This window comes from Nonomuraea angiospora (assembly GCF_014873145.1).
GTDB classification, from domain to species: domain Bacteria; phylum Actinomycetota; class Actinomycetes; order Streptosporangiales; family Streptosporangiaceae; genus Nonomuraea; species Nonomuraea angiospora.
Map to the genome: position 1 here is coordinate 4,430,314 of NZ_JADBEK010000001.1, position 26,384 is coordinate 4,456,697.

General features: G+C 71.2%; 26 protein-coding genes and 1 pseudogene. 15 read left to right on the forward strand and 12 right to left on the reverse strand.

Annotation, left to right across the window (positions count from 1 at the left end; genetic code table 11):
- Positions 1-15 precede the first annotated feature (15 nt).
- The gene (locus H4W80_RS20010; protein ID WP_192786484.1) at positions 16-891 is read left to right on the forward strand and encodes a tetratricopeptide repeat protein; all 876 of its coding nucleotides are present in this window, start codon (positions 16-18) and stop codon (positions 889-891) included.
- Positions 892-941: 50 nt separating this feature from the next.
- Here H4W80_RS20010 and H4W80_RS20015 read toward each other — a convergent pair whose 3' ends face one another.
- Complete coding sequence (locus H4W80_RS20015; RefSeq protein WP_192786485.1) at positions 942-1,322, reverse strand: hypothetical protein; 381 nt, start codon at positions 1,320-1,322, stop codon at positions 942-944.
- A 263-nt stretch (positions 1,323-1,585) separates the two neighbouring features.
- Here H4W80_RS20015 and H4W80_RS20020 point away from each other — a divergent pair, with 263 nt between their 5' ends.
- On the forward strand, positions 1,586-1,978 hold the full coding sequence (locus tag H4W80_RS20020) for an NUDIX hydrolase (protein WP_225963558.1): 393 nt from the start codon (positions 1,586-1,588) through the stop codon (positions 1,976-1,978).
- 610 nt (positions 1,979-2,588) lie between these two features.
- A pseudogene (locus H4W80_RS64915) lies at positions 2,589-2,705 on the forward strand (acyl-CoA dehydrogenase family protein); the annotation flags it as partial.
- Here the strand turns inward: H4W80_RS64915 and H4W80_RS20035 are convergent.
- Both H4W80_RS20035 and H4W80_RS20040 read right to left on the reverse strand, forming a co-directional pair.
- Positions 2,706-3,353: a class F sortase gene (locus H4W80_RS20035; RefSeq protein ID WP_225963559.1), complete on the reverse strand. Its 648-nt coding sequence runs from the start codon at positions 3,351-3,353 to the stop codon at positions 2,706-2,708.
- Positions 3,354-3,969: 616 nt separating this feature from the next.
- A complete protein-coding gene (locus tag H4W80_RS20040; protein WP_192786487.1) occupies positions 3,970-4,410 on the reverse strand; it encodes a hypothetical protein in 441 nt (146 codons plus the stop codon).
- Between the two features lie 167 nt (positions 4,411-4,577).
- Here H4W80_RS20040 and H4W80_RS20045 point away from each other — a divergent pair, with 167 nt between their 5' ends.
- Both H4W80_RS20045 and H4W80_RS20050 read left to right on the forward strand, forming a co-directional pair.
- Positions 4,578-4,772 (forward strand): hypothetical protein, encoded by a 195-nt coding sequence (locus tag H4W80_RS20045; RefSeq protein ID WP_192786488.1) that lies wholly within the window; start codon positions 4,578-4,580, stop codon positions 4,770-4,772.
- Between the two features lie 6 nt (positions 4,773-4,778).
- Positions 4,779-5,588, forward strand: coding sequence for an MBL fold metallo-hydrolase (locus H4W80_RS20050; RefSeq protein ID WP_192786489.1), 810 nt, complete (start codon positions 4,779-4,781; stop codon positions 5,586-5,588).
- Positions 5,589-5,638: 50 nt separating this feature from the next.
- On the opposite strand, the gene H4W80_RS20055 is transcribed toward H4W80_RS20050, so the two are convergent.
- The gene (locus H4W80_RS20055; RefSeq protein ID WP_225963560.1) at positions 5,639-7,036 is read right to left on the reverse strand and encodes a sensor histidine kinase; all 1,398 of its coding nucleotides are present in this window, start codon (positions 7,034-7,036) and stop codon (positions 5,639-5,641) included.
- Positions 7,037-7,209: 173 nt separating this feature from the next.
- On the opposite strand from H4W80_RS20055, the gene H4W80_RS20060 reads away from it, so the two are divergent.
- A complete protein-coding gene (locus H4W80_RS20060) occupies positions 7,210-8,034 on the forward strand; it encodes a helix-turn-helix transcriptional regulator (protein ID WP_192786490.1) in 825 nt (274 codons plus the stop codon).
- A 66-nt stretch (positions 8,035-8,100) separates the two neighbouring features.
- Here the strand turns inward: H4W80_RS20060 and ligD are convergent, their stop codons facing one another.
- Positions 8,101-9,102: a non-homologous end-joining DNA ligase gene (gene ligD / locus H4W80_RS20065; protein WP_192786491.1), complete on the reverse strand. Its 1,002-nt coding sequence runs from the start codon at positions 9,100-9,102 to the stop codon at positions 8,101-8,103.
- 130 nt (positions 9,103-9,232) lie between these two features.
- Positions 9,233-9,373 (reverse strand): hypothetical protein, encoded by a 141-nt coding sequence (locus H4W80_RS20070; protein ID WP_192786492.1) that lies wholly within the window; start codon positions 9,371-9,373, stop codon positions 9,233-9,235.
- A gap of 106 nt (positions 9,374-9,479) precedes the next feature.
- Between H4W80_RS20070 and msrB the strand changes: the two genes are divergently transcribed.
- Positions 9,480-9,881, forward strand: coding sequence for a peptide-methionine (R)-S-oxide reductase MsrB (gene msrB, locus H4W80_RS20075; RefSeq protein ID WP_192786493.1), 402 nt, complete (start codon positions 9,480-9,482; stop codon positions 9,879-9,881).
- A gap of 408 nt (positions 9,882-10,289) precedes the next feature.
- On the opposite strand, the gene H4W80_RS20080 is transcribed toward msrB, so the two are convergent.
- A complete protein-coding gene (locus H4W80_RS20080; RefSeq protein ID WP_192786494.1) occupies positions 10,290-11,120 on the reverse strand; it encodes a hypothetical protein in 831 nt (276 codons plus the stop codon).
- Positions 11,121-11,409: 289 nt separating this feature from the next.
- Here H4W80_RS20080 and H4W80_RS20085 point away from each other — a divergent pair, with 289 nt between their 5' ends.
- Positions 11,410-12,165 carry an SDR family NAD(P)-dependent oxidoreductase gene (locus H4W80_RS20085; RefSeq protein ID WP_192786495.1) on the forward strand — a complete coding sequence of 252 codons (756 nt, stop codon included), beginning with the start codon at positions 11,410-11,412 and terminating at the stop codon, positions 12,163-12,165.
- A 289-nt stretch (positions 12,166-12,454) separates the two neighbouring features.
- Positions 12,455-12,979: a substrate-binding domain-containing protein gene (locus tag H4W80_RS20090; protein ID WP_225963561.1), complete on the forward strand. Its 525-nt coding sequence runs from the start codon at positions 12,455-12,457 to the stop codon at positions 12,977-12,979.
- Here H4W80_RS20090 and hemQ read toward each other — a convergent pair.
- Positions 12,976-13,677 (reverse strand): hydrogen peroxide-dependent heme synthase, encoded by a 702-nt coding sequence (gene hemQ, locus H4W80_RS20095; RefSeq protein ID WP_192786496.1) that lies wholly within the window; start codon positions 13,675-13,677, stop codon positions 12,976-12,978. The genes H4W80_RS20090 and hemQ overlap by 4 nt on opposite strands.
- A gap of 5 nt (positions 13,678-13,682) precedes the next feature.
- Positions 13,683-15,086 (reverse strand): protoporphyrinogen oxidase, encoded by a 1,404-nt coding sequence (gene hemG / locus H4W80_RS20100; protein WP_192786497.1) that lies wholly within the window; start codon positions 15,084-15,086, stop codon positions 13,683-13,685.
- Between the two features lie 103 nt (positions 15,087-15,189).
- On the opposite strand from hemG, the gene H4W80_RS20105 reads away from it, so the two are divergent.
- A complete protein-coding gene (locus tag H4W80_RS20105) occupies positions 15,190-16,146 on the forward strand; it encodes a DUF4349 domain-containing protein (RefSeq protein WP_192786498.1) in 957 nt (318 codons plus the stop codon).
- Positions 16,147-16,233: 87 nt separating this feature from the next.
- On the opposite strand, the gene katG is transcribed toward H4W80_RS20105, so the two are convergent.
- The 3 genes from katG to hemE all read right to left on the reverse strand — a co-directional run bounded on the left by katG (position 16,234) and on the right by hemE (position 20,043).
- Positions 16,234-18,462 carry a catalase/peroxidase HPI gene (gene katG, locus H4W80_RS20110; RefSeq protein WP_192786499.1) on the reverse strand — a complete coding sequence of 743 codons (2,229 nt, stop codon included), beginning with the start codon at positions 18,460-18,462 and terminating at the stop codon, positions 16,234-16,236.
- Between the two features lie 29 nt (positions 18,463-18,491).
- On the reverse strand, positions 18,492-18,914 hold the full coding sequence (locus tag H4W80_RS20115) for a Fur family transcriptional regulator (protein WP_192786500.1): 423 nt from the start codon (positions 18,912-18,914) through the stop codon (positions 18,492-18,494).
- 124 nt (positions 18,915-19,038) lie between these two features.
- Positions 19,039-20,043, reverse strand: a complete 1,005-nt coding sequence (hemE, locus tag H4W80_RS20120) for a uroporphyrinogen decarboxylase (protein WP_225965055.1) — start codon at positions 20,041-20,043, stop codon at positions 19,039-19,041.
- A gap of 622 nt (positions 20,044-20,665) precedes the next feature.
- On the opposite strand from hemE, the gene H4W80_RS20125 reads away from it, so the two are divergent.
- From H4W80_RS20125 to H4W80_RS20145, 5 genes are all read left to right on the forward strand, one after another.
- The gene (locus H4W80_RS20125; RefSeq protein ID WP_192786502.1) at positions 20,666-21,262 is read left to right on the forward strand and encodes a DUF3000 domain-containing protein; all 597 of its coding nucleotides are present in this window, start codon (positions 20,666-20,668) and stop codon (positions 21,260-21,262) included.
- A 45-nt stretch (positions 21,263-21,307) separates the two neighbouring features.
- A complete protein-coding gene (locus tag H4W80_RS20130; protein ID WP_192786503.1) occupies positions 21,308-22,534 on the forward strand; it encodes an HRDC domain-containing protein in 1,227 nt (408 codons plus the stop codon).
- A gap of 669 nt (positions 22,535-23,203) precedes the next feature.
- On the forward strand, positions 23,204-24,349 hold the full coding sequence (locus H4W80_RS20135; RefSeq protein ID WP_192786504.1) for a Gfo/Idh/MocA family protein: 1,146 nt from the start codon (positions 23,204-23,206) through the stop codon (positions 24,347-24,349).
- The gene (locus H4W80_RS20140; RefSeq protein ID WP_192786505.1) at positions 24,346-25,515 is read left to right on the forward strand and encodes a dihydrodipicolinate synthase family protein; all 1,170 of its coding nucleotides are present in this window, start codon (positions 24,346-24,348) and stop codon (positions 25,513-25,515) included. The genes H4W80_RS20135 and H4W80_RS20140 overlap by 4 nt, the downstream gene beginning before the upstream one ends.
- A complete protein-coding gene (locus tag H4W80_RS20145) occupies positions 25,512-26,384 on the forward strand; it encodes a sugar phosphate isomerase/epimerase family protein (protein WP_192786506.1) in 873 nt (290 codons plus the stop codon). The genes H4W80_RS20140 and H4W80_RS20145 overlap by 4 nt, the downstream gene beginning before the upstream one ends.

The window sequence follows — 26,384 nt, forward strand, 5'->3', positions numbered from 1 at the left end:
ATAGATTTACGCCTCATGAGCGAGGGGATCAAGGACGCAGCCGAGCTGCCCGACGCAGCCGCGCAGTCCCGTGCGTCCGTGCTACGCAGTCGTGCCGAATCGTACATCGCCCTGTCGAGGTACGACGCCGCGATCGCGGATCTGACGGAATCGATCGCGTTAGTGCCGGACAACGCGCGCGCCTGGCGGCTGCGCGGCGAGAGCCATCGCGTCATCGAACGCTACGAGACCGCGCTGGAGGACTTCGACGAGGCGCTCAAGCTGGAGCCGGACAGCGCGTACGCGCTGGGCTCCCGGGGCCAGACGTACGCCGCGATGGGCCGCCTGGACGAGGCCATGACCGACTTCGAGCACGCCCTCACCCTCTCCCCCGACTCCCTGTGGATCCTGGAGGCGAAGGCCGACGTCCTGGTGGACCTGGACCGCCTGGACGAGGCCCTGGAGGAACACGCCAAGATCATCGCCCTGAACGAGGAACTGCCCTACTCCTGGGCCGCCCGCGGCGACCTGTACCAGCGCATGCACCTGTACGCCGAGGCCATCGAGGACTACACGAAGGCGCTGGCGGCGAACCCCGAGTACGTGCGCGCGCTGAGCCGGCGGGGCGAGGCGTACCGCATGATCGACCGGTACGAGGAGGCGCTGGCGGACCTCAGCCGCGCGGTGGAGCTGGACCCCGAGAACGACCGGGCCTACGGCAGCCGGGGCGCGGTGCTGAGCGAGCTGGGCGACAACGAGGCGGCGCTGAGCGATCTGAACCGGGCGATCGAGCTGGACCCCGAGTACATCTGGGCGTTCCGCGTACGCGGGGAGATCCTCCAGGAGATGGACCGCCACGAGGAGGCGATCTCCGACTTCAGCCGGGCTCTGCACCTGGAGTTCGGGGACTGACCTCGCGGGCGGGAGTGGCGGCCAGGTGCGCGACCTGGCCGCGCCCCCGTCTATGCGTTGCGGGTCTCCAGCAACCGATCGAGCCTGCGGCCGAGGTCGACCATGTCGTGCCGCAAGGAGTCGAACACTCCGAGGATCTCCGCGCGGGCGGAGATGAACTGATCGTTGGTCTGCCGTCGAAGACCTGTGAGTTCGTCGCCCAGGGCCGCGAAGTCCTGGGAGATCTCCAGCTGAACATCCGCGATCTCGGCCCGCATCTCGGCGACGGCGACCTCCGCCGAGGTGATCTGCGAGCCTTTCACGCGAGTACGTCTCCCCGTTCGCAGGTGGGCATGGCTGTAGTCGTCAGAATCTGCGTCATCGGAACGCACGATCGCTTCGAACGCGTCGATGCGGAGCTTCAATGCGCGGATCTCCGCCTCTATGTCCACGTACTCCTGCCTTTGCATGTACTCGGAAGGGATTCCGTGCCCCGATGACGCGGATCTCCGCTTCCTCTGAGCACATCGTCGCAGGTAGTTCGAGATCGCGCGGATCGGCGAGAACGCTCTGGGTGTGGTTTTCTCTGTCTCGGGAGTGCCAGAGATCTCTGCGGGGATGACGTATGTAAGCCGCGCCGTCACAGGAAAAGACCAACCATCCGATGACTCTCCAAGGGGGAGAAATGCGGATGGATCCGTGCATGATAGTCGGCATGATTGACAAGATCGCGTGGATCCTCCTGGCGGACGGCAAGATCCTCAGCACCCGGTCGCGGGGCAAGATCGTCTACTACCTCCCCGGCGGCAAGCGCGAACCCGGCGAGAGCGACCTCGACACCCTCGTCCGCGAGATCGACGAGGAGCTGTCGGTCGCCATCGTCCCCGCCACCGCCGTCCACCTGGGCACGTACCAGGCTCAGGCGGACGGCCACGCCGACGGCGTGGCCGTGAAGATGACCTGCTACACCGCCGACCACCAGGGGACGCCGACGCCCAGCAGCGAGATCGAGGAGGTCGTCTGGCTCACCTACGCCGACCGCGACCGCGTGGCGCCCGTGGACCAGATCATCTTCGACGACCTCCACCGGGACGGCCGGCTCCGCTGACCGCGCGGGTTCTTCTGGCCGTCCGGTCTTCCTGGTCATCGACCGAATGATCTTCTAGGTTCGGACTTATGGGCATCGGGACCACCGAGGAACACCAGGCGCTGGCCGACTCCGTGCGGGGGCTCACCGCGCGTACGACCGAGCACGCGGCTCTGGCGGGCAGGGGATTCTGGGGCTGCATCTGCCCGAGGAGTGGGGTGGGCAGGGATACGGGCTGCTGGAGTTGTGCGTGGCGTTGGAGGCGCTGGGTGAGCGTCGGGTCCCGGGGCCGTACCTCCCGACCGTCCTTGCCTCAGCCGCGCTCACCTGGCCCGGAACAGACCACCCGGCCCCGACCAACTCCAGGCTGTCGAACTTCGGGCCATCCGACTCCAGGCCGTCGGACTCCAGGTCGTCGGACTCCGGACTGTCGAACTCCGGGCCGTCCGACTCTGGGTCGTCGGACTCCGGGCTCCCCGGCGGCGGTTTGGGGGGCTCCGGACGGCCCGTCTCAGGGAGCGCGGAAAAGCCCGGCGCCGACGCCGCGACCGCGTCCAGCGTGCGGAAGCTGCTCGGCATGCGGCACGCTCAGGCGATCTCGGAGTTCTGCTGGTCGCTGGCCCCGGCGAGCCGCCACTGGAACCGCATGATCCTCGCGACGCGGGCGTTCACGATCGGCGGCGGCACCACGGAGGTGCAGCTCAACATCATCGCCGAACGCGCCCTCGGCCTGCCGCGCGACCCGTGATCAGCTCTTGGGGTAGTACGGCGCCGCCAGGTGCGCGTACACGATCGTGTTGTCCCGGTAGCTGTGCGCCTGCCGGTCGAACGCCCCGCCGCAGGTCACCAGCCGCAACCCGGGATAGGCGAGCTTGCCGTACACCTTCTTGACGGGGAAGCTGCGCTTCGGCGTGTGCTCGACCTTGTCGACGACGAACACGGCCACCGAGCGGTCGGCACGCAGCACCTGGACCTGGTCGCCGCGCTTGACGTCCTTGAGGTTGGCGAAGACGGCGGGGCCGGACCTGGTGTCCAGGTGGCCGGTGATCACGGCGGCGCCGCGCTGGCCGGGCACGGGGCCGTAGCGGTACCAGCCGGCCAGGTCCGGGGGGTCGAACGGCGGGTTCTCGATGGCGCCCTCCGCGTCCAGGCCCAGCTCCATGAGCGGGGCGGCCACGCCGATGGACGGGATGTAGACGGCGGTCGGCTTGGCGGCCCGCATGGGCGCGGCGACCTTGCCGAGCGGCAGGCCGGTGACCGGGGCCGCGCCCTCGACGGGTCCGCGCCGCGTGGCGGCGACGGGCTCCGGCCCGGGTTCGCCGCCGACGATGCCACTCAGCCCTAGCCCGATCAGCAACGCCCCGGCCAACGACACCGCACCGGCCACGACCAGCATCACCCCTTGCCCGGATCTTCGGCCACCGCCCAACTCCCGCCCCTCACCAGGCTCCGGGCCCATGCGGGGCTCACGGCTCACAGCAGACACCGGCCCACGACCGGCCCCTTCCCTGCGGGCGCTCCCGGCTCATGCGGGGCGCACGGCTCATAGCCGACACGACCCACGACCGGCCTCTCTCCAGCGGACGCCCTCTGCCCATGCACGACTCCTGATCCTCAGTAGCCACCGGGCCCGCGACCTGCTCCCGGGCTCTGCGCGATACCTGGCCCTCAGCCGAGCCCCGGCGCGCGACTGGGTCCCGGCGGGCCGGGGGGTCCCGGCGGGCCGGGGGGTCCCGGCGGGCGGGTGGACCCCGACGGGCGGATGGGTCCCAAGGCTCGGGTGGGTCACGGCGCTCCGGTGCATCCCGGTGCTCGGGTGCATCGCGAGACTCGCCTGCGTCCCGGCACTCGGTGGGTCCCGGCGCTCCGGTGCATCCCGGCGCTCGGATGTATCGCGAGACTCGGCTGCGTCCCGCGACTGGGCTGCGTCCCGGTGCTCGGGTCGGTCCCCGTGCTCGGGTCGGTCCCGGTGGTCGGGTGGGTGCCGGTCCTGGGTTGATGCGGCGGTCAAGCTAGGCGACACCCCTGCGGCGTCGTACCGCGGCTCCGGCCAGCCCCGCGCCCGTCAGCAGCGCCGCCCCGCCCAGCGCGAACGGCCACATCGGGTCGTCCGGGGCGAGCCCGCCGCCGCCGGTCTCCGGGTGCCCCCTCGGCACCCGGTGCTCGTCCTCGGCAGCGGGCCGCCACGGCCGGGCGGACTCCTCCGGTCCCGGCCAGGAGTCGCGGGGGCCGGGCTCGGCGGAGGGTGGCGGGCTCGGCTCCTCGGGCTCGGGTTCGGGCTGCTCGTCGCAGAGCAGCGGCAGCGGCAGCAGGCAGGTGGGCAGATCGACCGGTAGGTCAACCGGCAGGTCGGGACCAGTGCGGGCGGAGGCGTAGGACGGGCCCGCCGCCAGGGTCACTCCTCCGGCCACGAAGACGGCCACCAGCGCCGCGAGATGTCGCGCTTTTGCCATGAGAGAAGGCTCCAGAATCGGTTGTCGCCCCCCGATACACAAGAGAGCCTTGCGAATTATTAGATAACGAGTCAAGTAATGTGACCGAAGTGAAACCAGCCAGACACGGAGGGTTTAAGCACGTCCCAATGTGGCAGGAAATAACCGTATAAAGGGGGACAAATGCCATGAGCAATCCACAGCAGCCCGAGATTCGCAGATCAGGCAAATCGCCCACCGAGTTCAAGTCCGCCCACCTCGTTCCCGACAAGCAGCGCGGCGCCAGGCGCGCCGACCACCCGCACGCCACGGACAAGGGCAACAAGGGGGGCGGCAAGGGCGGCGGCGTGCCTCCCGACCAGCGCTCTCCGTACCCGGGGTGAGCCGACGTGAAAGGCAGCCTGCAGTTCATCGGCAACGCGACCACGCTGATCCGCTACAACGGCCTCACGCTGCTGACCGACCCCAACTTCCTGCACCGGGGCCAGCGGGCGTACCTGGGCTACGGCCTGTCCTCACGCCGCCTCACCGACCCGGCCGTGGAGATCGAGGACCTGCCGCCGCTCGACGGGGTGGTGCTGTCGCACCTGCACGGTGACCACTGGGACCGCGTCGCCCGCAGGAAACTGGACAAGGACACGGTGATCGTCACGACGACCGCGGCGGCCCGCAGACTCCGCCTCCAGGGCTTCCGCCGCAGCGTGGGGCTGGCGGAATGGCACACGCACGAGCTACGCGGCGCGCACGGCACGGTCAGGATCACCGCGCTGCCCGCCAAGCACGCGCCGGGCCCGGCGGAGGCGCTGCTGCCGCCCGTGATCGGCACGATGCTGGAGTTCCGCAACCTGGACGAACGGGTGGAGCTGACCGTGCACGTCAGCGGCGACACGCTGCTCGACCGCCGCCTGGACGCGATCCCGCGCCGCTTCCCCGACATCGACCTGGGCATCGTGCACCTGGGCGGCACCCGGCTGCTCGGCCTGCTGCTCGTCACGATGGACGGCGAGCAGGGCGCGTCGTGGTGCGACCTGATCAACCCGCACGCGGTCGTACCGGTGCATTACGACGACTACGCCGCCTTCAGCTCACCGCTGGACGACTTCCGCCACCACATCGAGCAGAACGGCCTGGCCGATCGGGTGGTCTACATGCGGCGGGGCGAGATCCGCGAGCTCGCCCCGCACCACCTCGTCCGCTGACCAGTGCCGCGGCAGAGAGCCTTGGCCGACGTCGCCTGAATCGGGCCCGGTCAGACGGGTTCGATGACCTCCTGTGGCACTGGGCAGGCAACGGCCCTCATGCGTTCAGTCTGATCGGCCGGAGGGGCGTCGAGACGCGGGAGCCGCAGGACGAAGCTGGCGCCGCGCGGCGCGTCCTCGGCCTTGAGCGTCCCACCGTGGCTCCGGGCGATGTCGCGGGAGATGGCCAGGCCAAGCCCGCTGCCCCCGGCGTCGCGGTGGCGGGCGTCGTCGAGGCGGGTGAACCGCTCGAAGACCCGCTCGCGGTCGGCGGGCGCGATGCCGGCGCCGTCGTCCGCCACCGTCACCACGACCTCGCCGTCCGAGGCTGCCACGAAGACGTCCACGGCGCTGCCGGCGTGCCGGATCGCGTTGCTCACCAGGTTGGCGAGCAGCCGGGCGAGCTGGATGTGGGACCCGCGGACCCAGACGTCCGAGGCCGCGTGGACGCGTACGGGCACGCGGCCCGCGCGCGGCGCCTCCTGGCTCACCAGCCGCCCGAGGTCGATGAGCTCGGGCGGCGCCGGGTCGCCGGCCCCGAGCCGCGCGAGCGCCAGCAGGTCGCCGACGATGGCGTCGAGCCGGTCGGTGACCGACAGGGCCGAGCGGATGGTCTCGTGCGGATCGATCTCGCCGGGGTGGAGCAGCGCCTCCTCCAGTTGCGCCCGCAGGCCGGCGATCGGGTTCCTGAGCTCGTGCGACGTGGTGGAGGCGAACCTGCGCTGCTGCGCCACCGCCTCGTCGAGCCGGTCCAGGGTCTGGTTGGCGGTACGGACGAGCCTGGCGACCTCGTCGTCGCCCGGCGGCACGGGGATGCTCAGGCTGAGGTCGCTGACGGTGATCTCGGCCAGGCGCGTGCGGATCTCCTCGACCGGCCGCAGCGTGCGGCCCACCGTTCTCCAGGAGGTCCAGGAGACGATCGCGAGGAGGACGAGGGCCGCCGCCGTGAGCGCGTACTCCAGGTTGTGGCCGCGCAGCAGGGCCGGCTCGCGGCCCTCCGCCAGCAGGACCCGGGCGTCGGCCGCCGTGCTGATCCGGATGGCCACCAGGAGGCGGCACCCGTCGCTCCGCCGCTGGACGCGGTCGTCGGCGGGTGGTCGCAGCGTGCTCAGCGCCCAGCGCGTGAGGGCGGAGTGGCTGGCGGCGAGGACCCGGCCGCGCGGGTCGACCAGCTGAATGAGAGCCAGGTCGCCCGAGGTGGGTATCACCTTGGGGATCGTGCCGGTGCGGGCCGCCGCACTCCACCGGCCGGCGACCTGTTCGATCTGGTTGTAGGCGGCCTCCTGGACGCGGTAGCGGATGGCCAGCGACGAGGTGACGCCCACCACGGCCAGCGCCACCAGGGCGAGCAGGGACGCGGCCAAGGTGCAGCGCGTTCGGATGGACCGGGGGCGAGGAATCACGGTCATCGTCTCCTTTTCCGTCACTTTGACGGTAAGGCGGGACGATGCTGAGGAGGGTGGGCGCGTGACACCCAGGAAATTCGCAAGCCTGCATGAATGCCGACGGATGCGGCGGTGCCGTCTCGGCCTGGTAGTGACGCACCCACCCTGACCCTCAAATCCCGACATATCGTACTTAAATGGACAGCACTAAGTTGTTGGGGGAGTTCCTGCGCGCGCGGAGAGAGGTCATGACTCCCGCGCAGGCGGGGCTCCTCGACGTGGGCCCGCGCCGGACCCCGGGGTTGCGGCGCGAGGAGGTGGCGATGCTGGCCCACGTCAGCACGGATTACTACATCCGCCTCGAACAGGGCAGGGAGCGCCACCCGTCCGAACGCGTGCTCGGAGCCCTTGCCCAGGTGTTCGGGCTGACTCCCGAGGCCACGGCCCACATGCACGCGCTGGCCCATCCCATGCTCCAGCCCCGGCGGTCGCCGGCCCGGCGGGTCAGCCCCGCGCTGCGCACGCTGATCGACGGCTGGCCCGTCACGCCCGCGCTGATCTGCGACGACCTCATGAACATCCTCGCCGCGAACTCCCTCGCCGACGCCCTGTACGGCGGGTTCGAGAACCGCGACAACCTGCTCCGCATGATCTTCCTGGATCCCGCGGCCCGCGAGTTCTATCCCGAGTGGGAGAAGTCGGCCCGTTCCAAGGTCGCCCACCTGCGCCTCGTCGCCGGGTCGCAGCTCGACGACCCCCGCCTGACCGAGCTCGTGGGGGAACTGTCCCTCAAGAGCCCCGACTTCCGGAGGCTGTGGGCCCGCCACGACGTCTCTCCCAAGGTGACCGAGGTCAAGCGCATGTGCCACCGGGAGGTCGGGGAGCTGGAGCTGACCTGCGAGGTCTTCTCGGTGAACGGCTCCGACGGCCTGCAGCTCATCACTTTGCTGGCCCGGCCGGGCAGCCCTTCGGAGCAGGCGCTGAAACTGCTGGGCAGCCTCGCCGCGCCCGTGCGCGGCTGAGGTCGCTCTTCAACGGCTGTCGAAGCCGCGCTGCGGCGCGTGCTCGGCCGTGACCGCCTCCTGTGGCTAGTCGGCGTTCCTGGCCCGGCTCGGCTGGACGCGCATGGGCTCCCCCGGCATCTTCGGGTAGTTGGGCGGGTACGGCATGTCGCCCCGGTCGTCCTTGGCGTAGAGCTCCAGCAGCGGCTCGATCGAGTACGCCACGTCGTCGATGGCCGCGTGCACGTCGCCCACCTCGGCGAACCGGGCCGGCACCGTGCGGATGTCGAAGTCACGCGGGTCGGCGTCGACCAGCTCGTCCCAGGTCAGCGGGGCCGAGACGGGGGCGTGCGGCTGGGCCCTGACGGAGTAGGCGCTGGCGATCGTACGATCCCGGGCGTTCTGGTTGAAGTCGATGAACACCCGCTCCCCGCGCTCCTCCTTCCACCACGCCGTGGTCACCAGCCCCGGGTCCCGGTCCTCGACGGCCCTGGCCAGGGCGATGCCGGCGTGGCGTACCTGGATGAAGTCCCAGTGCGGCTCGATGCGTACGGCGATGTGCACGCCACGGTTGCCCGACGTCTTCACGAACCCGGTCATCCCCAGCTCTCCCAGCACCTCCCTGGTGAGCAGCGCGGCCTTGCGGGCGGCGTCGAAGTCCAGGCCCGGCTGCGGGTCCAGGTCGACGCGCAGCTCGTCGGGGTGCTCGACGTCGGAGGCCCGCACCTGCCAGGGGTGGAAGTCGATGGTGCCGAGGTTCGCGCCGTAGGCGATGGCCGCCACCTCGGTGACCCGCAGCGACTGCGCCGTACGGCCGCTCGGGAACCGCACCGTCACCGACTGGAGCCAGTCGGGGTGCTTGGGCGGCATCCGCTTCTGATAGATCGCCTCGGTCTGTACGCCGTCGGGGTGGCGCTTGAGGTTGGTGGGCCGGTCCTTGAGCGCGCGCAGGGCGCCCTCGCCGACGCTCACGTAGTACTCGACCAGCTCCCGCTTGGTGGCGCCGATCTCAGGGAAGTAGACCTTGTCGGGGTTGGTGACCTTGACGGTCCGCTCCCCCACCTGCAGCTCGATGTACGGCGATGCCATGCCACCGAACCTATCTCCTGCTCATGCCCTCCGCTTCAGCCGCTCCCACCGCTTCGCTCCGTCACGGACGAGGTGGGCCCGTCCCGGAGCCGCCTCGGTGGCGGGACCGAGGGCTCGACGGGACGGGCCGCTAGATCATCCGCCGCCGTTCCGGGCGCTGGCGCGCCACCCGGCCGGCCGTGGCGATCCCCAGCGGCTCCAGCACGGGCGTGGGCTGTGCCGCCTGGCGGGATCTGCGGACGATCTCACCCCTGACAGGAGGCGATGACACCCCCTTGCCTACAAAGACGCGAATTCACCCCAGAACAGATGCTTCAGCCTGCGAAGATCTCTTTTTGCCTGATCTCGCATCGCCTCCGATCTCGTACGCTGGACGCATGGAGAAGGTGGTCAAGAGCGAGGCGGAGTGGCGGGTCGAGCTCTCGCCTGAGGAGTTCCACGTCCTCAGGGAGGCCGGGACCGAGCGCCCGTTCACGGGCGAATACGTCGACACCAAGACGGAGGGCGTCTACTCGTGCCGCGCCTGCGGGGCGGAGCTGTTCCGGTCGGACACGAAGTTCGAGTCGCACTGCGGGTGGCCGAGCTTCTTCGCGCCGGGCGACTCCGACGCGGTCCGGCTGATCGAGGATCACAGCCACGGAATGGTGCGTACGGAGGTGCGGTGCGCGCGGTGTGACTCGCATCTGGGGCACGTGTTCCACGGCGAGGGATATCCCACTCCGACCGACGACCGCTACTGCATCAACTCGATCTCCCTGAAGCTGCTCCCGTCGGAATAGCCAATCGTAGTGATGCTGTGGCATAGTGTCACGAACACGCTCGGCGCCCAGGCGACGTCGAGCACCCTCCCCGGTCAGGCGACATATGCCTGGCCGGTCAGCGTCCGGAGGGACGTGTCACATGGGCTGCGGCTTCGGCCACCGGCACCAGGACACGAGGACGATCGGCCGCGTCGGGCACACCGTTGTGCCCCGATCGTGTCCGACGCACACGATCGCAAGGCCGATCAGAGACGCTTGAACCCAAGGGGTGATTAACTGGCGACAGGGCGTACCGATCGCCTGCCTCGGGTAGGAGTTTTGCGTGCGCTTTGTCCATCTGCGCCATCGCTGGGTGACGATTGAGACCATCGGGCGGGTCATGACGCAACGGTGTGAGGTGTGCGCCAAGACCCGCGTCCGGGTCCGTTAGTCAGGGGCGGGGTGGGTGACGCGACAGGTGGTGTCGGACGGGCCGAGGATGTTGGCGAGCACGGGATTGCCGTTCTCGCCGAACTCCGCCTGTACGAACACGACCGGATGGGCCACTCCCCGCGCGCGCAGGTACGCCAGACCGCGCTCGCACAGTGTGATCGCCGAGGACGAGTTCCCCGCCGTCTCCGGTAAATCCGTATAAATGCGCAAATATCCGCCGACCGTGCGGATGTCCTTGAGGCGTTTCAGCGCCTTGTCGTCCGGTCCCCAGTGCGTACGGAAATACTCGGCCGCCTGCTGATCGGTGTGCCGCGACGGGCCGTTCGCCTTGTACCCCTCCGCCTCGCCCGGGTCGGGACCGCCCGCCAGCAGGTCCTGCGCGTCGGTGGTGCCCGGCACCAGCCCCTGCTCGACCCCGCTGGGGGAAACCGCCCTGGGAGAAACCGCCGCGGGAGAAACCGGAGCGGCCCGGGACGGCGGCTCGGACTTCGGCAGCTCACGCGTCTTGGCCTCCGCGCTCGCCCTCACGCCGGTGGTGCCGACGCCCTTTCCGGGCAGCGCCGCGGAGCCGTTCTCCGGCTCGGACCGAGCCGGCGGCGCCGGTCGCGCCTGCTGCGCCGAGGCGGCGGTCAGCGCCCCGCCGAAGGACCCGTTCGCGCCGAAGGTCCCGTTCGCGCCGAGCACCGCGGCCACGCCGCCGGCCAGCGCCACGGCCCCGACCGCCCCGGCGGCCCACCGCCGGCCCAGACCGCGCCGCCATGAGCGCGTCGCCGCATGACGGCCCGCCGCGCGCCGCCGGCTCCCCCGTTTTCCCGATCCACCCATCACCCCGCCCTCCCCGCCACCGTGGGACGCCGACACCGAGCGTCCCGGAGCGCCCTGGAACGTGCCACCGCAAGCCGCCCGTACGAACAGAGGATTTCCCTGATTGTGACAAAGCGGATAGATCAATTCCCCTGGATCGCCAACTTCGGCCTCGCTCTTTCTGCCGTTATCCGGACAGCCCCCGGGGCAGCAGGAGAGAGCAGGGACTGATGCCGGAGGCGTACGGGGGCGGGGAACGGGCTCGGGCGGTCATTCCGACGGCCCGCGAAGATGAGCAGGGGGTGGGCCCGTGGCTGAGGCGACCGGCAGGGTGGCGTTGGTGACGGGGGCCAGCAGCGGAATCGGTACGGCCACCGCCCGCCTTCTGGCCGCGCGAGGGATGCGCGTGGTGGTCAACTACCTCCGCAGCGCCGGGGCGGCCGAGGAGGTCGTGGCCGGCATCGAGGCCGCGGGCGGCCGGGCCATGGCCGCGCAGGCCGACGTACGCGAGGCGACGGCGGTCGAGCGCATGGTCCGGCAGGTCGAGGGGGCATGGGGCGGCATCGACGTGCTCGTGCACAACGCGCTCACCCCATATGTGATCAAGCCATTTCAGGACATGACGTGGGAGGAACTGGGCGGCAAGCTCCATGACGAGATGCGTGCGGCGTTCACGGTCACCAAGGCCGTCCTGCCCGCCATGACCGAACGGGGCTGGGGACGCATCATCTACCTCGGCACCGGCCTCAGCCGCCGGCCCCGGGCGGGCATGATCGCGCTGGGCACGGCCAAGGCGGCGCTGGCGCAGTTCGCCCGGTATCTCGCCCAGGAGCTGGGCCCGCGGGGCATCACGGTCAACGTCGTCGAGCCCGGTCCGGTCGCGGAGACCCGGATGGCGAACGTGCTCGACGAGGAGCTCGTACAGCGGCAGGTGGCCGCCACCCCGCTGGGCCGCCTGGCTCACCCGGACGACGTCGCCCAAGCGGTCGCCTTCTACGCCTGCGAGGACAACGCCTTCATGACCGGCACCACGGCCGCGGTCAACGGCGGGATGGCCATGTACTGACGCCCGCCCGTCGAGCCGGGCCGCATCCGGCACCCCGGCACCATGGCCCGGCGGCGCGTGGTGGTGGCCCGATCAAGGAAAACCGTTCCTGCACACGATCGATCTCGCCTACGTCGGGCGTGGCCCGCACGAGGAACTGGTCGCCTACATCGCCGACCAGCAGGGCTACCACGCCGACGAGGGCGTCCACGTCGCGCTGCGCGACGGCTGCTCCTGGGACGAGGAGCGGCTGCGCCGCGTCGCCACCATCGGGCTCGGCCGGGCGCTGCCGGCCCGGCCGGCCGACGGCGTGCCCCGGGTCGCGCTCAACGTCAACACTCACCGCCCGCTGTTCTGGTTCCTCTCCCGCGCCGGTCTGACCTCCCTGGCCGATCTGGCCGGTCGGCGGCTCGCGGTGCACGCCCCGCGCACCGCGCCCGGGTGCTTCGCCCGGATCGTGCTGCGCCGGGCCGGCCTCGACCCGGACCTCGACCTCCGCGCCGTCGTCCGCCGGCCCGGCGACTACGGCATGGACCTGCGCCGGCCGCACGAGGGCAGGATCGACGCCGCCCTGGTCGGCAGCACCATGGCGCCGGAGGCGCCGGCCGCCGAACACGGCCGGCGGGTGCTGGCCTGGGTCGGCGACCACTTCCAGATCCCCGCCGTGGGGGTGGCCGTCGACCCCACCCGCATCCCGCCGGACGATCCCGCGGTCCAGGCCGTCGTACGGGGCCCCGTCGGCGCCACCGCGATCACCGCGGTGGCCGCCGAACTCGGCGTCCCCGTCACCGTCACCGCGGCCGAGTTTTTACCGCACCCTGGAAGGGCCCGCTAGGGCAGGGCCGTGATCAGCTCGCGCACCGGCTTGCGGGCGCCCGTGTAGAACGGGATCTCCACGCGCGTGTGGCGGCGGGCCTGGGCGCCCCGCAGCGTACGCATGAGGTCGACGATCCGGTGCAGCTCGTCGGCCTCGAACGCCAGCATCCACTCGTAGTCGTTGAGCGAGAAGCACGCCACCGTGTTGGCCCGCACGTCGGGATAGTCGCGCGCCATCCTGCCGTGCTCGGCCAGCATGGCCCGGCGCTCGGAGTCCTCGAGCAGATACCACTCGTACGACCGCACGAACGGGTAGACGCTCACGTAGGCCCGCGGCTCCTCCTCCGCGAGGAAGGCCGGGATGTGCGACTTGTTGAACTCGGCCGGCCGGTGCAGCGCCATGGCCGACCAGACGGGCCTGCTGTGGCGGCCCAGCTCGGTGCGCCGGAACCTGGAGTAGACGTCCTGCAGGTCCTCGGGGGTGGGCGCGTGCCACCAGAACATGAAGTCGGCGTCGGCCCGCAGCCCGGCCACGTCGTAGACCCCCCTGGTCACGACGCCCTTGCCGGCGGCCTGGTCCAGCAGCTCCTCGACCTCACCGGCCAGGCCGTCGCGGTCGACGGGACACGGCTCGGTCACCTGGAAGACCGACCACATCGTGTAACGGATCACCTGGTTGAGATCGCGGGCCTTGGGCCGCGGGGCTGCCTCTGTCATGGCCTCTATTGTCCTCTCAGGGACAGGTGGTCCAGAATCCGGGCCGCGGCCGTACGCGCCGTGCCGATGCAGGCCGGAATGCCGACGCCGTCGTACGCGGCGCCGCAGACGGCCAGCCCGGGCTCCACGGCCACCGCCGCATGCACCCTGGCCACCCGGTCGAGGTGACCCACGTTGTACTGCGGCAGCGCGCCGCCCCAGCGCGTGACCCGGGTGTCCAGCGGCAGCCCGCTGGCGCCCATCACGTCGGCCATCTCGGCGGCGGCCAGCGACACCAGCTCGGTGTCGTCCCGCTGGAGCAGGTGCTCCTCGCCGACCCTGCCGATCGAGCAGCGCAGGATCACCATGTCCTTGGCCAGGTGTGGCCACTTGACCGAGCTGAACGTGACCGCCTTGACCGCCCGCCCCTCCACGGGCGGCACCAGGTAGCCGCTGGAGGAAGGCGGCTCGGGGAAGGCGCCGATCGGGTACGCGAGCGTGACGATGGCCATGCTGGCGTACTCGATCCTGGCCAGCTCGCTCGCCGCCTTGGGCACCTCGGCCTTGAGCAGCCGGGAGGCGGCGGGCCCTGGCGTGGCCACGATCACCGCGTCCGCCTCGACGATCTCGGGCCTCGGGACCGGGCCGGTGACGAGCTGCCAGCCATCGCCGGTCCTGCGCAGCTCGCGTACGGTGACGCCGGTCCTGATGTCCGCGCCCGACGCCTTGGCGACCGCCTCCGCGAGGCTGCCAGCGCCGTTCCTGAGGGTCGTGAAGACGGGCCCCGCGTCCTTCGGCGCCTCCTCGACGAGCTGCCTGGCCCCGGTCAGCAGCGAGCGCTCGGAGCGTGCCACCGCCGCCACGCGCGGCATCGTGGCTTCCAGCGACAACATGTCGGAACGGCCCGCGTAGACACCACCGAGCAGTGGCTCGACCAGCCGTTCGACGACCTCGGCGCCCATCCTGGCGCGGATGTAGGCGGCCACGGACACGTCGGTGCGGACGAGCGTCGCGGGCAGGATCTGGTCGAGCGGCACGCGCAGCAGGCCGCCGGGCGAGACGATGCCGGACTTGGCCAGCTCCGTCAGGTCGGCGGGCACGCCCATGACCTGGCCCTTCGGCATCGGCCGCAGCGTGCCCCTGCTGTAGATGGCCGAGCCGGCCGTGCCGGGGAAGACCAGCTCGTCGCCGAGCCCCACCGCACCGGCCAGCTCCTTGCCCTCGGGCCGCCTGGCCAGCATGGCCTCCGCGCCCGCGTCCACGCTCACCCCGGCGACCTCCGAGGCGTACAGCTTGCCGCCGATGCGCGAGGCGCCCTCCAGCACGGTCACCCTGACCCGCTTGCCCCCGCTCTGGCGGAGATACCACGCGGCGGCGAGACCGGAGATCCCTCCGCCGATGACGACCACGTGGGCCCGATTCCCTTCCACGCCTCCAGACGCTACCGCCTCGACGCCCTGCCTCCATAAACACGGTGACCTTAACGTGATTCATCCCGTCAAACCGGGGCTATCCGGCGCCCGTCTTATGGGCATGAGGAGAATCCGGTACGGAATCGCACTCGCGACCGCCTGCTCAGCCCTGCTCCTGGCCGGCTGCGGCGGCGGCAGCCGCTCAGATGTCCTCACCAGCGACGCGGGCAGCGGGGTGGCCGCACCGGCCGTGGCCTCCGCGGCGCCGGCTGAGGCACAGGAGCAGGGCATCAGCAAGCAGCCGAGACCCCAGCGCCAGGACAACGGCGGGCTGGTCTCGAACGTCAAGCTCACCCAGCAGGACCGCCAGGTCATCTACACCGGCAGCATGACCGTGCGGGCCAAGCAGGTCACCGCCGCCGTGCAGCAGGCCAAGCAGATGGTGACGTCGGCGGGCGGCTACCTGTCCAAGGAGGAGACCAGCTCGGCCAGCGACAGCGAGGACTCGGCCACGCTGGAGTTCAAGGTCCCGCCGGACAAGTACGCCGATTTGCTCGCCCGGCTCGGCAAGGACCTGGGCAAGCAGCTGTCCATGAACCAGGGCACCCAGGACGTCACCATGCGGGTGGCCGACGTCAACAGCCGGCTCAAGTCCGCGCAGGAGTCGCTGGACTCGCTGCGCACGCTGCTGAAGAAGGCCGACACGATCGGCCAGGTGCTGCAGGTGGAGCGGGAGATCTCCACGCGGGAGGCGGACCTGGAGTCGCTGCAGGCGCAGCAGAAGGAGCTGGCCACGCAGGTCGCCATGGCCACGCTGACGCTCCGGCTGGTCGGGCCGGTCACCGAGGTCCAGGATCCCGAGGACGAGCCCGCGGGCTTCCTGGGCGGGCTGAAGGCGGGCTGGAAGGCGCTGGTGTCGTTCGTGAAGGTCGCGCTGACGGTGCTCGGCGCGCTGCTGCCGTGGCTGATCGCGTCGCTGCCCCTGATCGCGCTGGTGATCTACCTGGCGCGGCGCAATCGCGTCAGGCGTCCCGCCGTCCCCACTCCCCCGCCGGGCCCCGGCCCCGAGGCGGCCTGACCGCCCAGAGGCCGGTACTGAGGCCGGTACTGAGGCCGGGTACGCCGTCCGGGCCGGCCCGGCGTGGGCCGACCCGGACGTCGATCATCAGACCAGGTCGAACCGGTCGAGGTTCATGACCTTGTCCCACGCCGCGACGAAGTCCGTCACGAACTTCTCCTTCGCGTCGTCGCTCGCGTAGACCTCCGCGAGGGCGCGCAGCTCGGAGTTGGACCCGAAGACGAGGTCGGCCCGGCTGCCGGTCCACTTGACCTCGCCGGTGACGTCGTCCCTGCCCTCGAACGTGTTGGCGTCCTCGGACGTCGGCGTCCACGTCGTGCCCAGGTCGAGCAGGTTGACGAAGAAGTCGTTGGTCAGCGCCCCGGGGGTCGCGGTGAGGACGCCGAGCTGCGACTGCTTGTAGTTGGCGCCCAGGACGCGCAGGCCGCCGACCAGGACCGTCATCTCGGGAGCGCTCAGGGTCAGCAGGTTGGCCCGGTCGATGAGCAGGTACTCGGCCGGCAGCCGGTTGCCCTTCCCGACATAGTTGCGGAACCCGTCGGCGACCGGCTCGAGCGCGGCGAACGACTCGACGTCGGTCTGGTCCTGCGCGGCGTCCACGCGGCCCGGCGTGAAGGGCACCTGGACGTCGAAGCCGGCGTCCTTGGCGGCCTTCTCCACGGCGGCGGCGCCGGCCAGCACGATCACGTCGGCCAGCGAGACCTGCTTGCCGCCGGTCTGGGCGCCGTTGAACGCCTTCTGGATCCCCTCAAGGGTGCCCAGCACGATCGCGAGCTGGTCGGGGTCGTTGACCTCCCACCCGCTCTGCGGCTGCAGCCGGATGCGCGCGCCGTTGGCGCCGCCGCGCTTGTCGCTGCCGCGGAAGGAGGAGGCCGACGCCCACGCGGTGGAGACGAGCTGCGACACCGACAGGCCCGAGGCCAGGACCTGGGCCTTGAGGGTGGCGATGTCGCCGGCGTCGATGAGCTCGTGCGTCACCGCGGGCAGCGGGTCCTGCCACAGCAGCGTCTCGGACGGGACCTCCGGGCCGAGGTAGCGCGCGACCGGGCCCATGTCGCGGTGGGTCAGCTTGAACCACGCGCGGGCGAAGGCGTCCGCGAACTCGGCGGGGTTCTCCAGGAAGCGCCGCGAGATCTGCTCGTAGACCGGGTCGAACCGGAGCGCGAGGTCCGTGGTCAGCATCGTCGGGGCGTGGCTCTTCGACGCGTCGTGGGCGTCGGGGACGGTGCCCGCGCCCGCGCCGTCCTTCGGCCGCCACTGGTTGGCGCCGGCGGGGCTCTGGAACAGCTCCCACTCGTAGCCGAACAGGATCTCGAAGAAGCTGTTGTCCCAGGTGGTCGGGGTGTTCGTCCAGATGCCCTCGAGACCGCTGGTGATCGTGTCGCCGCCCTTGCCGATGCCGAAGCTGTTCTTCCAGCCCAGGCCCTGCGCCTCGATCGGGGCGGCCTCGGGGTCGGCGCCGACGTTGTCGGCCGGGCCCGCGCCGTGGGTCTTGCCGAAGGTGTGACCGCCGGCGATCAGGGCGACCGTCTCCTCGTCGTTCATCGCCATCCGGCGGAACGTCTCACGGATGTCGCGGGCCGCGGCCAGCGGGTCGGGGTTGCCGTTCGGGCCCTCGGGGTTGACGTAGATGAGGCCCATCTGCACCGCGCCCAGCGGGCTCTCCAGCTCGCGGTCGCCGGTGTAGCGCTCGTCGCCGAGCCACGTGGTCTCGGGGCCCCAGTAGACGTCCTCGTCGGGCTCCCACACGTCCGCGCGGCCGCCGGCGAAGCCGAAGGTCTCGAAGCCCATCGACTCCAGGGCGACGTTGCCGGCGAGGATCATGAGGTCGGCCCACGAGAGCTTCTGGCCGTACTTCTTCTTGACCGGCCAGAGCAGGCGGCGGGCCTTGTCGAGGTTGCCGTTGTCGGGCCAGCTGTTGAGCGGGGCGAAGCGCTGCTGCCCGGCCCCGGCGCCGCCGCGGCCGTCACTGATCCGGTACGTGCCCGCGCTGTGCCAGGCCATCCGGATGATGAACGGGCCGTAGTGGCCGAAGTCGGCCGGCCACCAGTCCTGCGAGGTCGTCAGCACCTCGGCGATGTCACGCTTGACGGCCGGCAGGTCCAGGCTCTTGAACGCCTCGGCGTAGTCGAAGTCCTGGCCGAGAGGGTTGGTCTCGGCGGGGTTCTTGGCGAGGATCCTCAGGTTGAGCCGCTCCGGCCACCACTGGCGGTTTCCGCCGCCCTGAGTCGGATGCGGGGCACGCTGGTGCGCGACCGGACAGCCTGCGCCTTCCGCCTTCGCATCGGTGACGATTGCATCATGGTTCTCAGACATGGGAATCCTTCCGGACTAGATCACGGTGCTCAGGAACCGCTGGCGGTGGAACAGTCGGGGCACAGGCCCCAGTAGATGACCTCGGCCTCGTCGATCGTGAAGCCGTGGGCGTCGGACGCGGTCAGGCAGGGCACCTCGCCCACCGCGCAGTCGACGTCGGCGACGACACCGCACGAGCGGCACACGACGTGGTGGTGGTTGTCGCCGATGCGCCCCTCGAAGCGGGCCGGGCTGCCGGCCGGTTCGAGGCGACGGACGAGCCCCGCCGCGGTGAGCGCGTGCAGGGCTTCGTACACGGCTTGGAGGGAGACGTGGCCGACGCGGTCGCGCACCCCGGAGGCGATCGCCTCGACGTCGAGGTGGTCGCCCTCCCGGACGGTCTCGAGCAGCGCGACGCGGGCGGCCGTCACTCTCAGGCCTACACCGCGCAGCTCCTCGGCGGTGGTCTTCATAAACACGAACTATACAAGATAACGAACCATCCAAGTCTAGTGACGTGCCGGGAAACATTCCGTGGACATGCGAAAAAGCCCGCCCCGCGCGCTGCGGGACGGGCCTCGGGCCGGCGGCCGGGTCTCAGCCGGCGACGCTCGCCTCGTGGACCAGGTCGGTGAGGCGCTTGAGCTGGTCGGGGTCGGTCGAGGGCAGCACGCCGTGTCCCAGGTTGAACACGTGCCCCTCGGCGGCCCGGCCCTGGCGCAGCACCTCGCGCGCCTTGCGCTCGACGACCTCCCACGGCGCCAGGAGCACGGCCGGGTCGAGGTTGCCCTGCAACGCCCTGCCGGGGCCGACCCGGCGGGCCGCCTCGTCGAGCGGCACCCGCCAGTCCACGCCCACCACGTCGGCCCCGGCCTCGCCGAGCACGCCGAGCAGCTCGCCCGTGCCGACGCCGAAGTGGATGCGCGGCACGTCCGTCACGCCCTCGAAGATCCGCCGGGTGTACGGCAGGACGAACTCCCGGTAGTCGGCCGGCGCCACCGCCCCCACCCAGGAGTCGAAGAGCTGCACGGCCGAGGCCCCGGCCGCGACCTGGAGGCGCAGGTGCTCCAGGACGATCGTGGTCAGCCGCTCCATGAGCGCGTGCCACAGTCGCGGCTCGCCGTACATCATGGCCTTGGTGCGGTCGTGGTTCTTGGACGGGCCGCCCTCGACGAGGTAGGAGCCGAGCGTGAACGGCGCCCCGGCGAAGCCGATCAGCGGCGTGCCGCCCAGCTCGCCGGTGAGCGCGCGGATGGCCTCGGTGACGTACGGCACGTCGTCCGGCTCCAGCGGGCGCAGCGCCTCGACGCCCTTGGCGTCGCGGATCGGGTCGGCCACGACGGGGCCCACGCCCGGCTTGATGTCGAGATCGACGCCGATGGCCTTGAGCGGGACGACGATGTCGCTGAAGAAGACGGCCGCGTCCACGCCGTAGCGGCGCACGGGCTGCATGGTGATCTCGACGATCAGGTCGGGCGTCGCGCAGGCGGTGAGCATCGGCACGCCCCCGCGGACCTTGTGGTATTCCGGCAGCGCCCGACCGGCCTGGCGCATGTACCAGACCGGGGTGTGCGGGACGGGCTGGCGGCGGCAGGCACGCAGGAACGCTGAGTCGGCGAGGTTCACCCCACAAGGGTGCCATGGCGGGGCGGCGGTCCCGACACTGGTGCGAGGTGTCGGAAAAACATCGATCGAACACCCCAAGTCATGATCAGATAGCCAGATGAAGGTTTACCGGTCTGCTCGGCATCGGCGTCGCACGAGGGTCGAACACACCCCATGCCCGGCCAGAGTGCCGGTCTCGACTGGGCCAAATGTTCGCCAACCCCCCGCGCGGCATCGATTCAGAGACCACTTTCGGGACACGCCGAGCGCGTTGCGGGGAAATGTCAGCGGCTCGTGCCAACGTCGGAGCCACGACCCGAAGAAAGGCCCCGGTTCGATGACTCGTGCGACTACCGCGTTGTGGACTTCCCCAGAGCGCCGCAATGAGCGCTGCCTGTCCTGTGCCGGTGAGCGGCTGTTCGAGCAACCGCCGTGCCTCGACGGGCACGAGCCCGGCCACTGCCCGGAGTGGGCCTGCGTCGAGTGCGGTCACGCGATCGTCATCGGCACCGCCGAGTCCGTCCGACAGGTTCGCCAGCTGGTTACGGCAGCGGCTTGATCACGAAGGATGAGCACCCCTGTGGTCCCCTTCCGTCCGACTTCGACCTACGCTTCCGCTATGACACTCAGTGACCCGCCTCCTCCCCCCGCGGCGTTCACGCGCGCGGCGGAGAGCATGCGGTCGACCGAGGTCAGGCCGGAGATCGAGCTGGAGGACCTGCCCGCGCCGCAGCGGCTGGCCCCCTTCTCCTCGGCCATCGGCGCGTCGGTCTACCGCGACGACGACGAGCTCGCGGTGGGCAGGCTGATCCTGCTCTACGACCCCGACGGCCAGCGCGGGTGGGAGGGCCCGTTCCGGCTGGTGGCCTACGTCAGGGCCGACATGGAGCCGGAGATCACCTCCGACCCGCTGCTCGGGCCGGTCGTCTGGAGCTGGCTGACCGAGGCTCTGGAGGCCCACCAAGCCGACTACTCCGCCGCTGGCGGTACCGTGACAAGAGCTGTGTCAGAGGGGTTCGGCAACAAAGCCGAAGACCCGGTCACGACCGAGCTCGAGCTGCGGGCGTCCTGGTCACCGGCGCAGGAGGATCTCTCCGGCCACGTCGCCGCCTGGTGCGACCTCATGTGCCTGGCGGCGGGGATCCCGCCGCTCCCGCCCGACGTGGCCGCCCTTCCCCGCCGCCGTGATGATCCGGAGAGTGACCGTACGAAGTGAGGGCACCAGTCAAGACAGCACCAGCGTCATGAGGTCGGTGAACTCGTGACAGAAGAACGTACCGTCGTGCCGCTCCTGGAGCCGCGCGAGGGCATTCCACCGGTCATCGCGGACGCCGACGCGCTGACTGGAATCGTTTCGCGTTTCGCCGCGGGCAAGGGTCCCGTGGCGGTCGACGCCGAACGCGCCTCGGGCTATCGCTACGGCAACCGCGCCTACCTCGTACAGCTGCGCCGGGCCGGGGCCGGGACCGCGTTGATCGACCCGATCGCCTGCCCCGACCTGTCCGCGCTCGACGCGGCCGTGGCCGAGGCGGAGATCGTGCTGCACGCCGCCTCCCAGGACCTGCCGTGCCTGCTCGAGGTGGGGTTCAGGCCGCGGGAGATGTTCGACACCGAGCTGGCGGGGCGGCTGCTCGGCTACGAGCGGGTCGGGCTCGGCACGATGGTCGAGACCGTGCTCGGGCTCCGGCTGGAGAAGGGCCACTCGGCCGCCGACTGGTCCACCCGGCCGCTGCCGGAAGACTGGCTGCGCTACGCGGCCCTCGACGTGGAAGTGCTGGTCGAGCTCCGCGACGTGCTCCACCAGGAGCTGGCCGACAGCGGGAAGCTGGAGTGGGCGCGCGAGGAGTTCGCCGCCGTGCTCAACACGCCGCCGCCCGTGCCGCGCTCCGATCCGTGGCGGCGCACGTCGGGCATCCACAAGGTCCGCAACGTACGCGCGCTGGCGATCGTGCGGGAGTTGTGGACCATGCGCGACCGGATCGCCCGGGAGGCCGACCTGGCGCCGGGGCGGGTGTTGCCCGACGCGGCCATCGTGACGGCGGCGCTCGAGGGACCCCGCACCAAGAAGGCCTTGACCGAAATATCAGCATTCACCGGGCGCAGCGCACGCCGCCACATGAGCGACTGGCTCGCCGCCGTCACCCGTGCCCGCGGCCTGCCGGACAATCAGCTCCCGCAGCCCAGCACCCCGGGCGACGGACCGCCACCGCCCAACCGCTGGGCCGACCGCGACCCGGCCGCCGCCAAACGCCTCGCCGCCGCGCGAGCGGTGGTGGCGGCGCTGGCCGAGCAGCACCACATGCCGACCGAGAACCTGCTCCAGCCGGACGCGGTACGGCGGCTCACCTGGGAGCCGCCGGAGGAGGTCACCGAGGAGACGGTGACGGAGCGGCTGCGCGAGCTGGGGGCCCGGGAGTGGCAGCTCTCCCTGACGGCCCATCCCATCACCAAGGCCCTGGCCCGCCTGGAAAACCGCGGAGACCTCTAACACCCGCCCCTTCACCCACAACGCGCCCCCACCCACCCGAACCCGGGAGGGTGGGGGCGCGTCGCACACCCGCAGGACGACCCGCGCCCGCTCTCGCCGACGCGCCACAGCTGCCAACGCCGCCGCCCCACGACCGAACGCCGGGCCGGGCGCCGTGCGCGTTGCGCCGGCCACCACCGCACACCATCCCGCCGACGCGGCGCCATAGGGCAGCCCAGCGAACGCGCCGCTGACGTACCAGCGCGCCAAGACGCCAACGGCCCACGACGCCGACCCACGCCCCGCATCCGAACGCCCACCCGGAGCGCCGCACCGAACGCCGGGCCGGGCGCCGTGCGCGTTGCGCCGGCCACCACCGCACACCGTCCCGCCGACGCGGCGCCATAGGGCAGCCCAGCGAACGCGCCGCTGACGTACCAGCGCGCCAAGACGCCAACGGCCCACGACGCCGACCCACGCCCCGCGCCCGAGCGCCCGACCTGGACATCGCGCCCGCGCACCGCACCGCGCCCGAGCAACGCGCCCGAGTGCCCTTGTGCCCGAGGGGGTGCTGGGCTCGGAGGGTGGGTTTTCGGGGGTGTGGGGGTTGGGGCTACTTGACGGGGTTGGTGGGGCGGCCGTACGGTTCGGGAAAGCGCTTTCCCCATGTTTGTCCTGAAGGGATCCTCAATGAGCGTGCGCACCATCGGCGTCGTGATGAACGGCGTCACCGGGCGGATGGGCTACCGTCAGCACCTGGTCCGTTCCGTCCTGGCCATCAACGAGCAGGGCGGGGTCACGCTCTCGGACGGCGGCAGGGTGAAGATCAAGCCAGTACTTGTCGGCAGAAATGCCGATAAATTGGCAGATATCGCGGCGAAGCATGGGATTTCGGATTTCACTACGGAGCTCGACTCCGCCCTCGCCGACGACGACAACCTGATCTACTTCGACGCCCAGGTCACCAGCGCCCGCGTCAAGGCCGTCTTGAAGGCCATCGAGGCGGGTAAGCACATCTACGCCGAGAAGCCCACCGCCGAGTCGACGCAGGAGGCGATGGCGCTGGCCGAGGCCGCCACGGCCAAGGGCGTCAAGAACGGCGTCGTGCAGGACAAGCTCTTCCTGCCCGGCCTGCTCAAGCTGAAGCGGCTGATCGACGGCGGCTTCTTCGGCCGGATCCTGTCGGTGCGCGGGGAGTTCGGCTACTGGGTGTTCGAGGGCGACTGGCAGGAGGCGCAGCGCCCGTCGTGGAACTACCGGGCCGAGGACGGCGGCGGCATCGTGCTCGACATGTTCCCGCACTGGCACTACGTGATGGAGAACCTGTTCGGCCGCGTCCAGTCCGTCTACGCCCGCGCCGTGACGCACGTCCCCGCCCGGGTGGACGAGCAGGGCAACACCTACCAGGCCACCGCGGACGACGCCGCGTACGGGATCTTCGAGCTCGAAGGCGGCATCGTCGCCCAGATCAACTCCTCCTGGACCGTGCGCGTGAACCGCGACGAGCTGGTCGAGTTCCAGGTGGACGGCACGCACGGCAGCGCCGTGGCCGGCCTGCGCAACTGCCGCGTGCAGCACCGCTCCGCCACCCCCAAGCCGGTCTGGAACCCCGACCTGCCCGCCACCGCCCGCTTCCGCGACGGGTGGCAGGAGGTGCCGGACAACGCCGAGTTCGACAACGGGTTCAAGGTGCAGTGGGAGGCGTTCATCAAGCACGTGCTGGAGGACGCGCCCTTCCCGAACGACTTCGCCTCCGGCGCCCGCGGCGTGCAGCTCGCCGAGCTGGGGCTGCGTTCGTCCGCCGAGGGCCGCAGGATCGAGGTGCCGCAGCTGTGACGACGATCGACCTGCCCGGGATCGGCGCCTACACCCTGCGCGAGCCCGTCACGTGGGAGGTGCCCGGCGGGCCGCCCGCCGGCCGCGTCGTGTACGCGGCCGCGCACGTGGTGGCCGACCCGCTCGGCGACAACACCCCCGGCTCCCCCGCCGCCGTCGACTGGGACGCGACCCTGCGCTTCCGCCGCCACCTGTGGTCGCACGGCCTGCGGGTCGCGGACGCCATGGACACCGCCCAGCGCAACATGGGCCTGGACTGGGCGGCGACCAAGGAGCTCATCCGGCGCAGCGCCGCCGAGGCCCGCTCGTACGGCGACCCGGCGACGCTGGTCGCCTGCGGCGCGGGCACCGACCACGCGCCCCAGGCCGCCGACCTCAACACCATCACCGCCGCGTACGCCGAGCAGATCGAGACCGTCCAGTCGGCCGGCGCCGGTGTGATCGTCATGGCCTCCCGCCAGCTCGCCAGGGTGGCGGCGGGCCCGCAGGACTACCACCAGGTGTACGGCAAGCTGTTCGGCCTGGCGGACCGCCCGGTGATCCTGCACTGGCTGGGCGAGATGTTCGACCCGCAGCTGGCCGGCTACTGGGGTTCGGGCGACGTGGCGGCGGCCACCGAGTCGTTCCTGGAGCTGATCCACGCGCACGCCGCGATGGTGGACGGCGTCAAGGTGTCGCTGCTGGACGAGGAGCACGAGGTACGGCTGCGCGCCGCGCTCCCCGAGGGCGTCAGGCTGTACACGGGCGACGACTTCAACTACCCGTCGCTGATCAAGTCGGGCTCGCACGCGCTGCTGGGCATCTTCGACGCCATCGCCCCGGCGGCCACGGCGGCGCTCCAGGCCCTGGACGCGGCCGAGGCGGCGCAGGACGAGAACGAGGCCGCCCGGCAGCTCGCCCGCTACGACGAGATCTTCGCCCCGACCGTCCCCCTGTCCAGGAAGATCTTCGAGACGCCGACGTACAACTACAAGACCGGCATCGTCTTCCTGGCCTGGCTGAACGGCCACCAGGACGCGTTCGCCATGGTGAACGGCGCCCAGTCGGCCCGCTCGCTGCGGCACCTGGCGGAGGTGTTCCGCCTCGCCGACCAGGCCGGGCTCCTGTCCGACCAGGAGCTGGCCGTGGGCCGGATGAGGGCGCTGCTGGCGGTGAACGGCCTGTGAGTCTCTCCCTCAACCAGTGGACGACCCGGCGGTGGTCCGTGGCCGAGGCCGTGGACGGGTGTGTGCGGCACGGCCTGGAGGCCGTCGGGCTGTGGCGGGAGAAGGTCGCCGAGCAGGGCCTCGCGGAGAGCGTGAAGCTGGTGCGCGAGGCCGGCCTGCGGGTGTCGTCGCTGTGCCGGGGCGGCTTCCTCACGGCGGGCGGCCTGCCCGGCGAGGAGGGCCGGCGGGCCTTCGCGCAGGCGCTGGAGGACAACCGGCGGGCCATCGACGAGGCGGCCGAGCTGTCGGCGGCCTGCCTGGTGATGGTGGTCGGCGGCCTGCCCGGGGTGAAGCCGGGCGAGGCCCTGCCTCCGAGCGGGTTCTCGCGGGACGTGGCGGGGGCGCGCGAGCGCGTGGCGGAGGCGCTGGCCGAGCTGGCGCCGTACGCCGGGGAGCGCGGGGTCAAGCTGGCCCTGGAGCCGCTGCACCCGATCTACTGCCCGGACCGCGCCGTCCTGTCCACCCTGGGCCAGGCGCTGGACCTGAGCCTGGACCACCCGGAGGAGCAGGTCGGCGTGGTGGTCGACACGTTCCACGTGTGGTGGGACCCGAAAGTGTTCGAGGACATCGCGCGGGCTGGCCGCAGGATCGCCTCCTACCAGGTGTGCGACTACCTGCACCCGCTGCCGCAGGACATCCTGCTCGGGCGGGGCATGATGGGCGACGGCGTGATCGACTTCCGGCCGATCACGCAGGCCGTCCTGGACGCCGGTTACGCGGGCGACGTCGAGGTGGAGATCTTCAACGCCGACGTCTGGGCCGCCGACCCCGACGAGGTGGTGGCCACGATGAAGGCCCGTTACGAGGACGTGGTGCTCCCCGTACGGTGA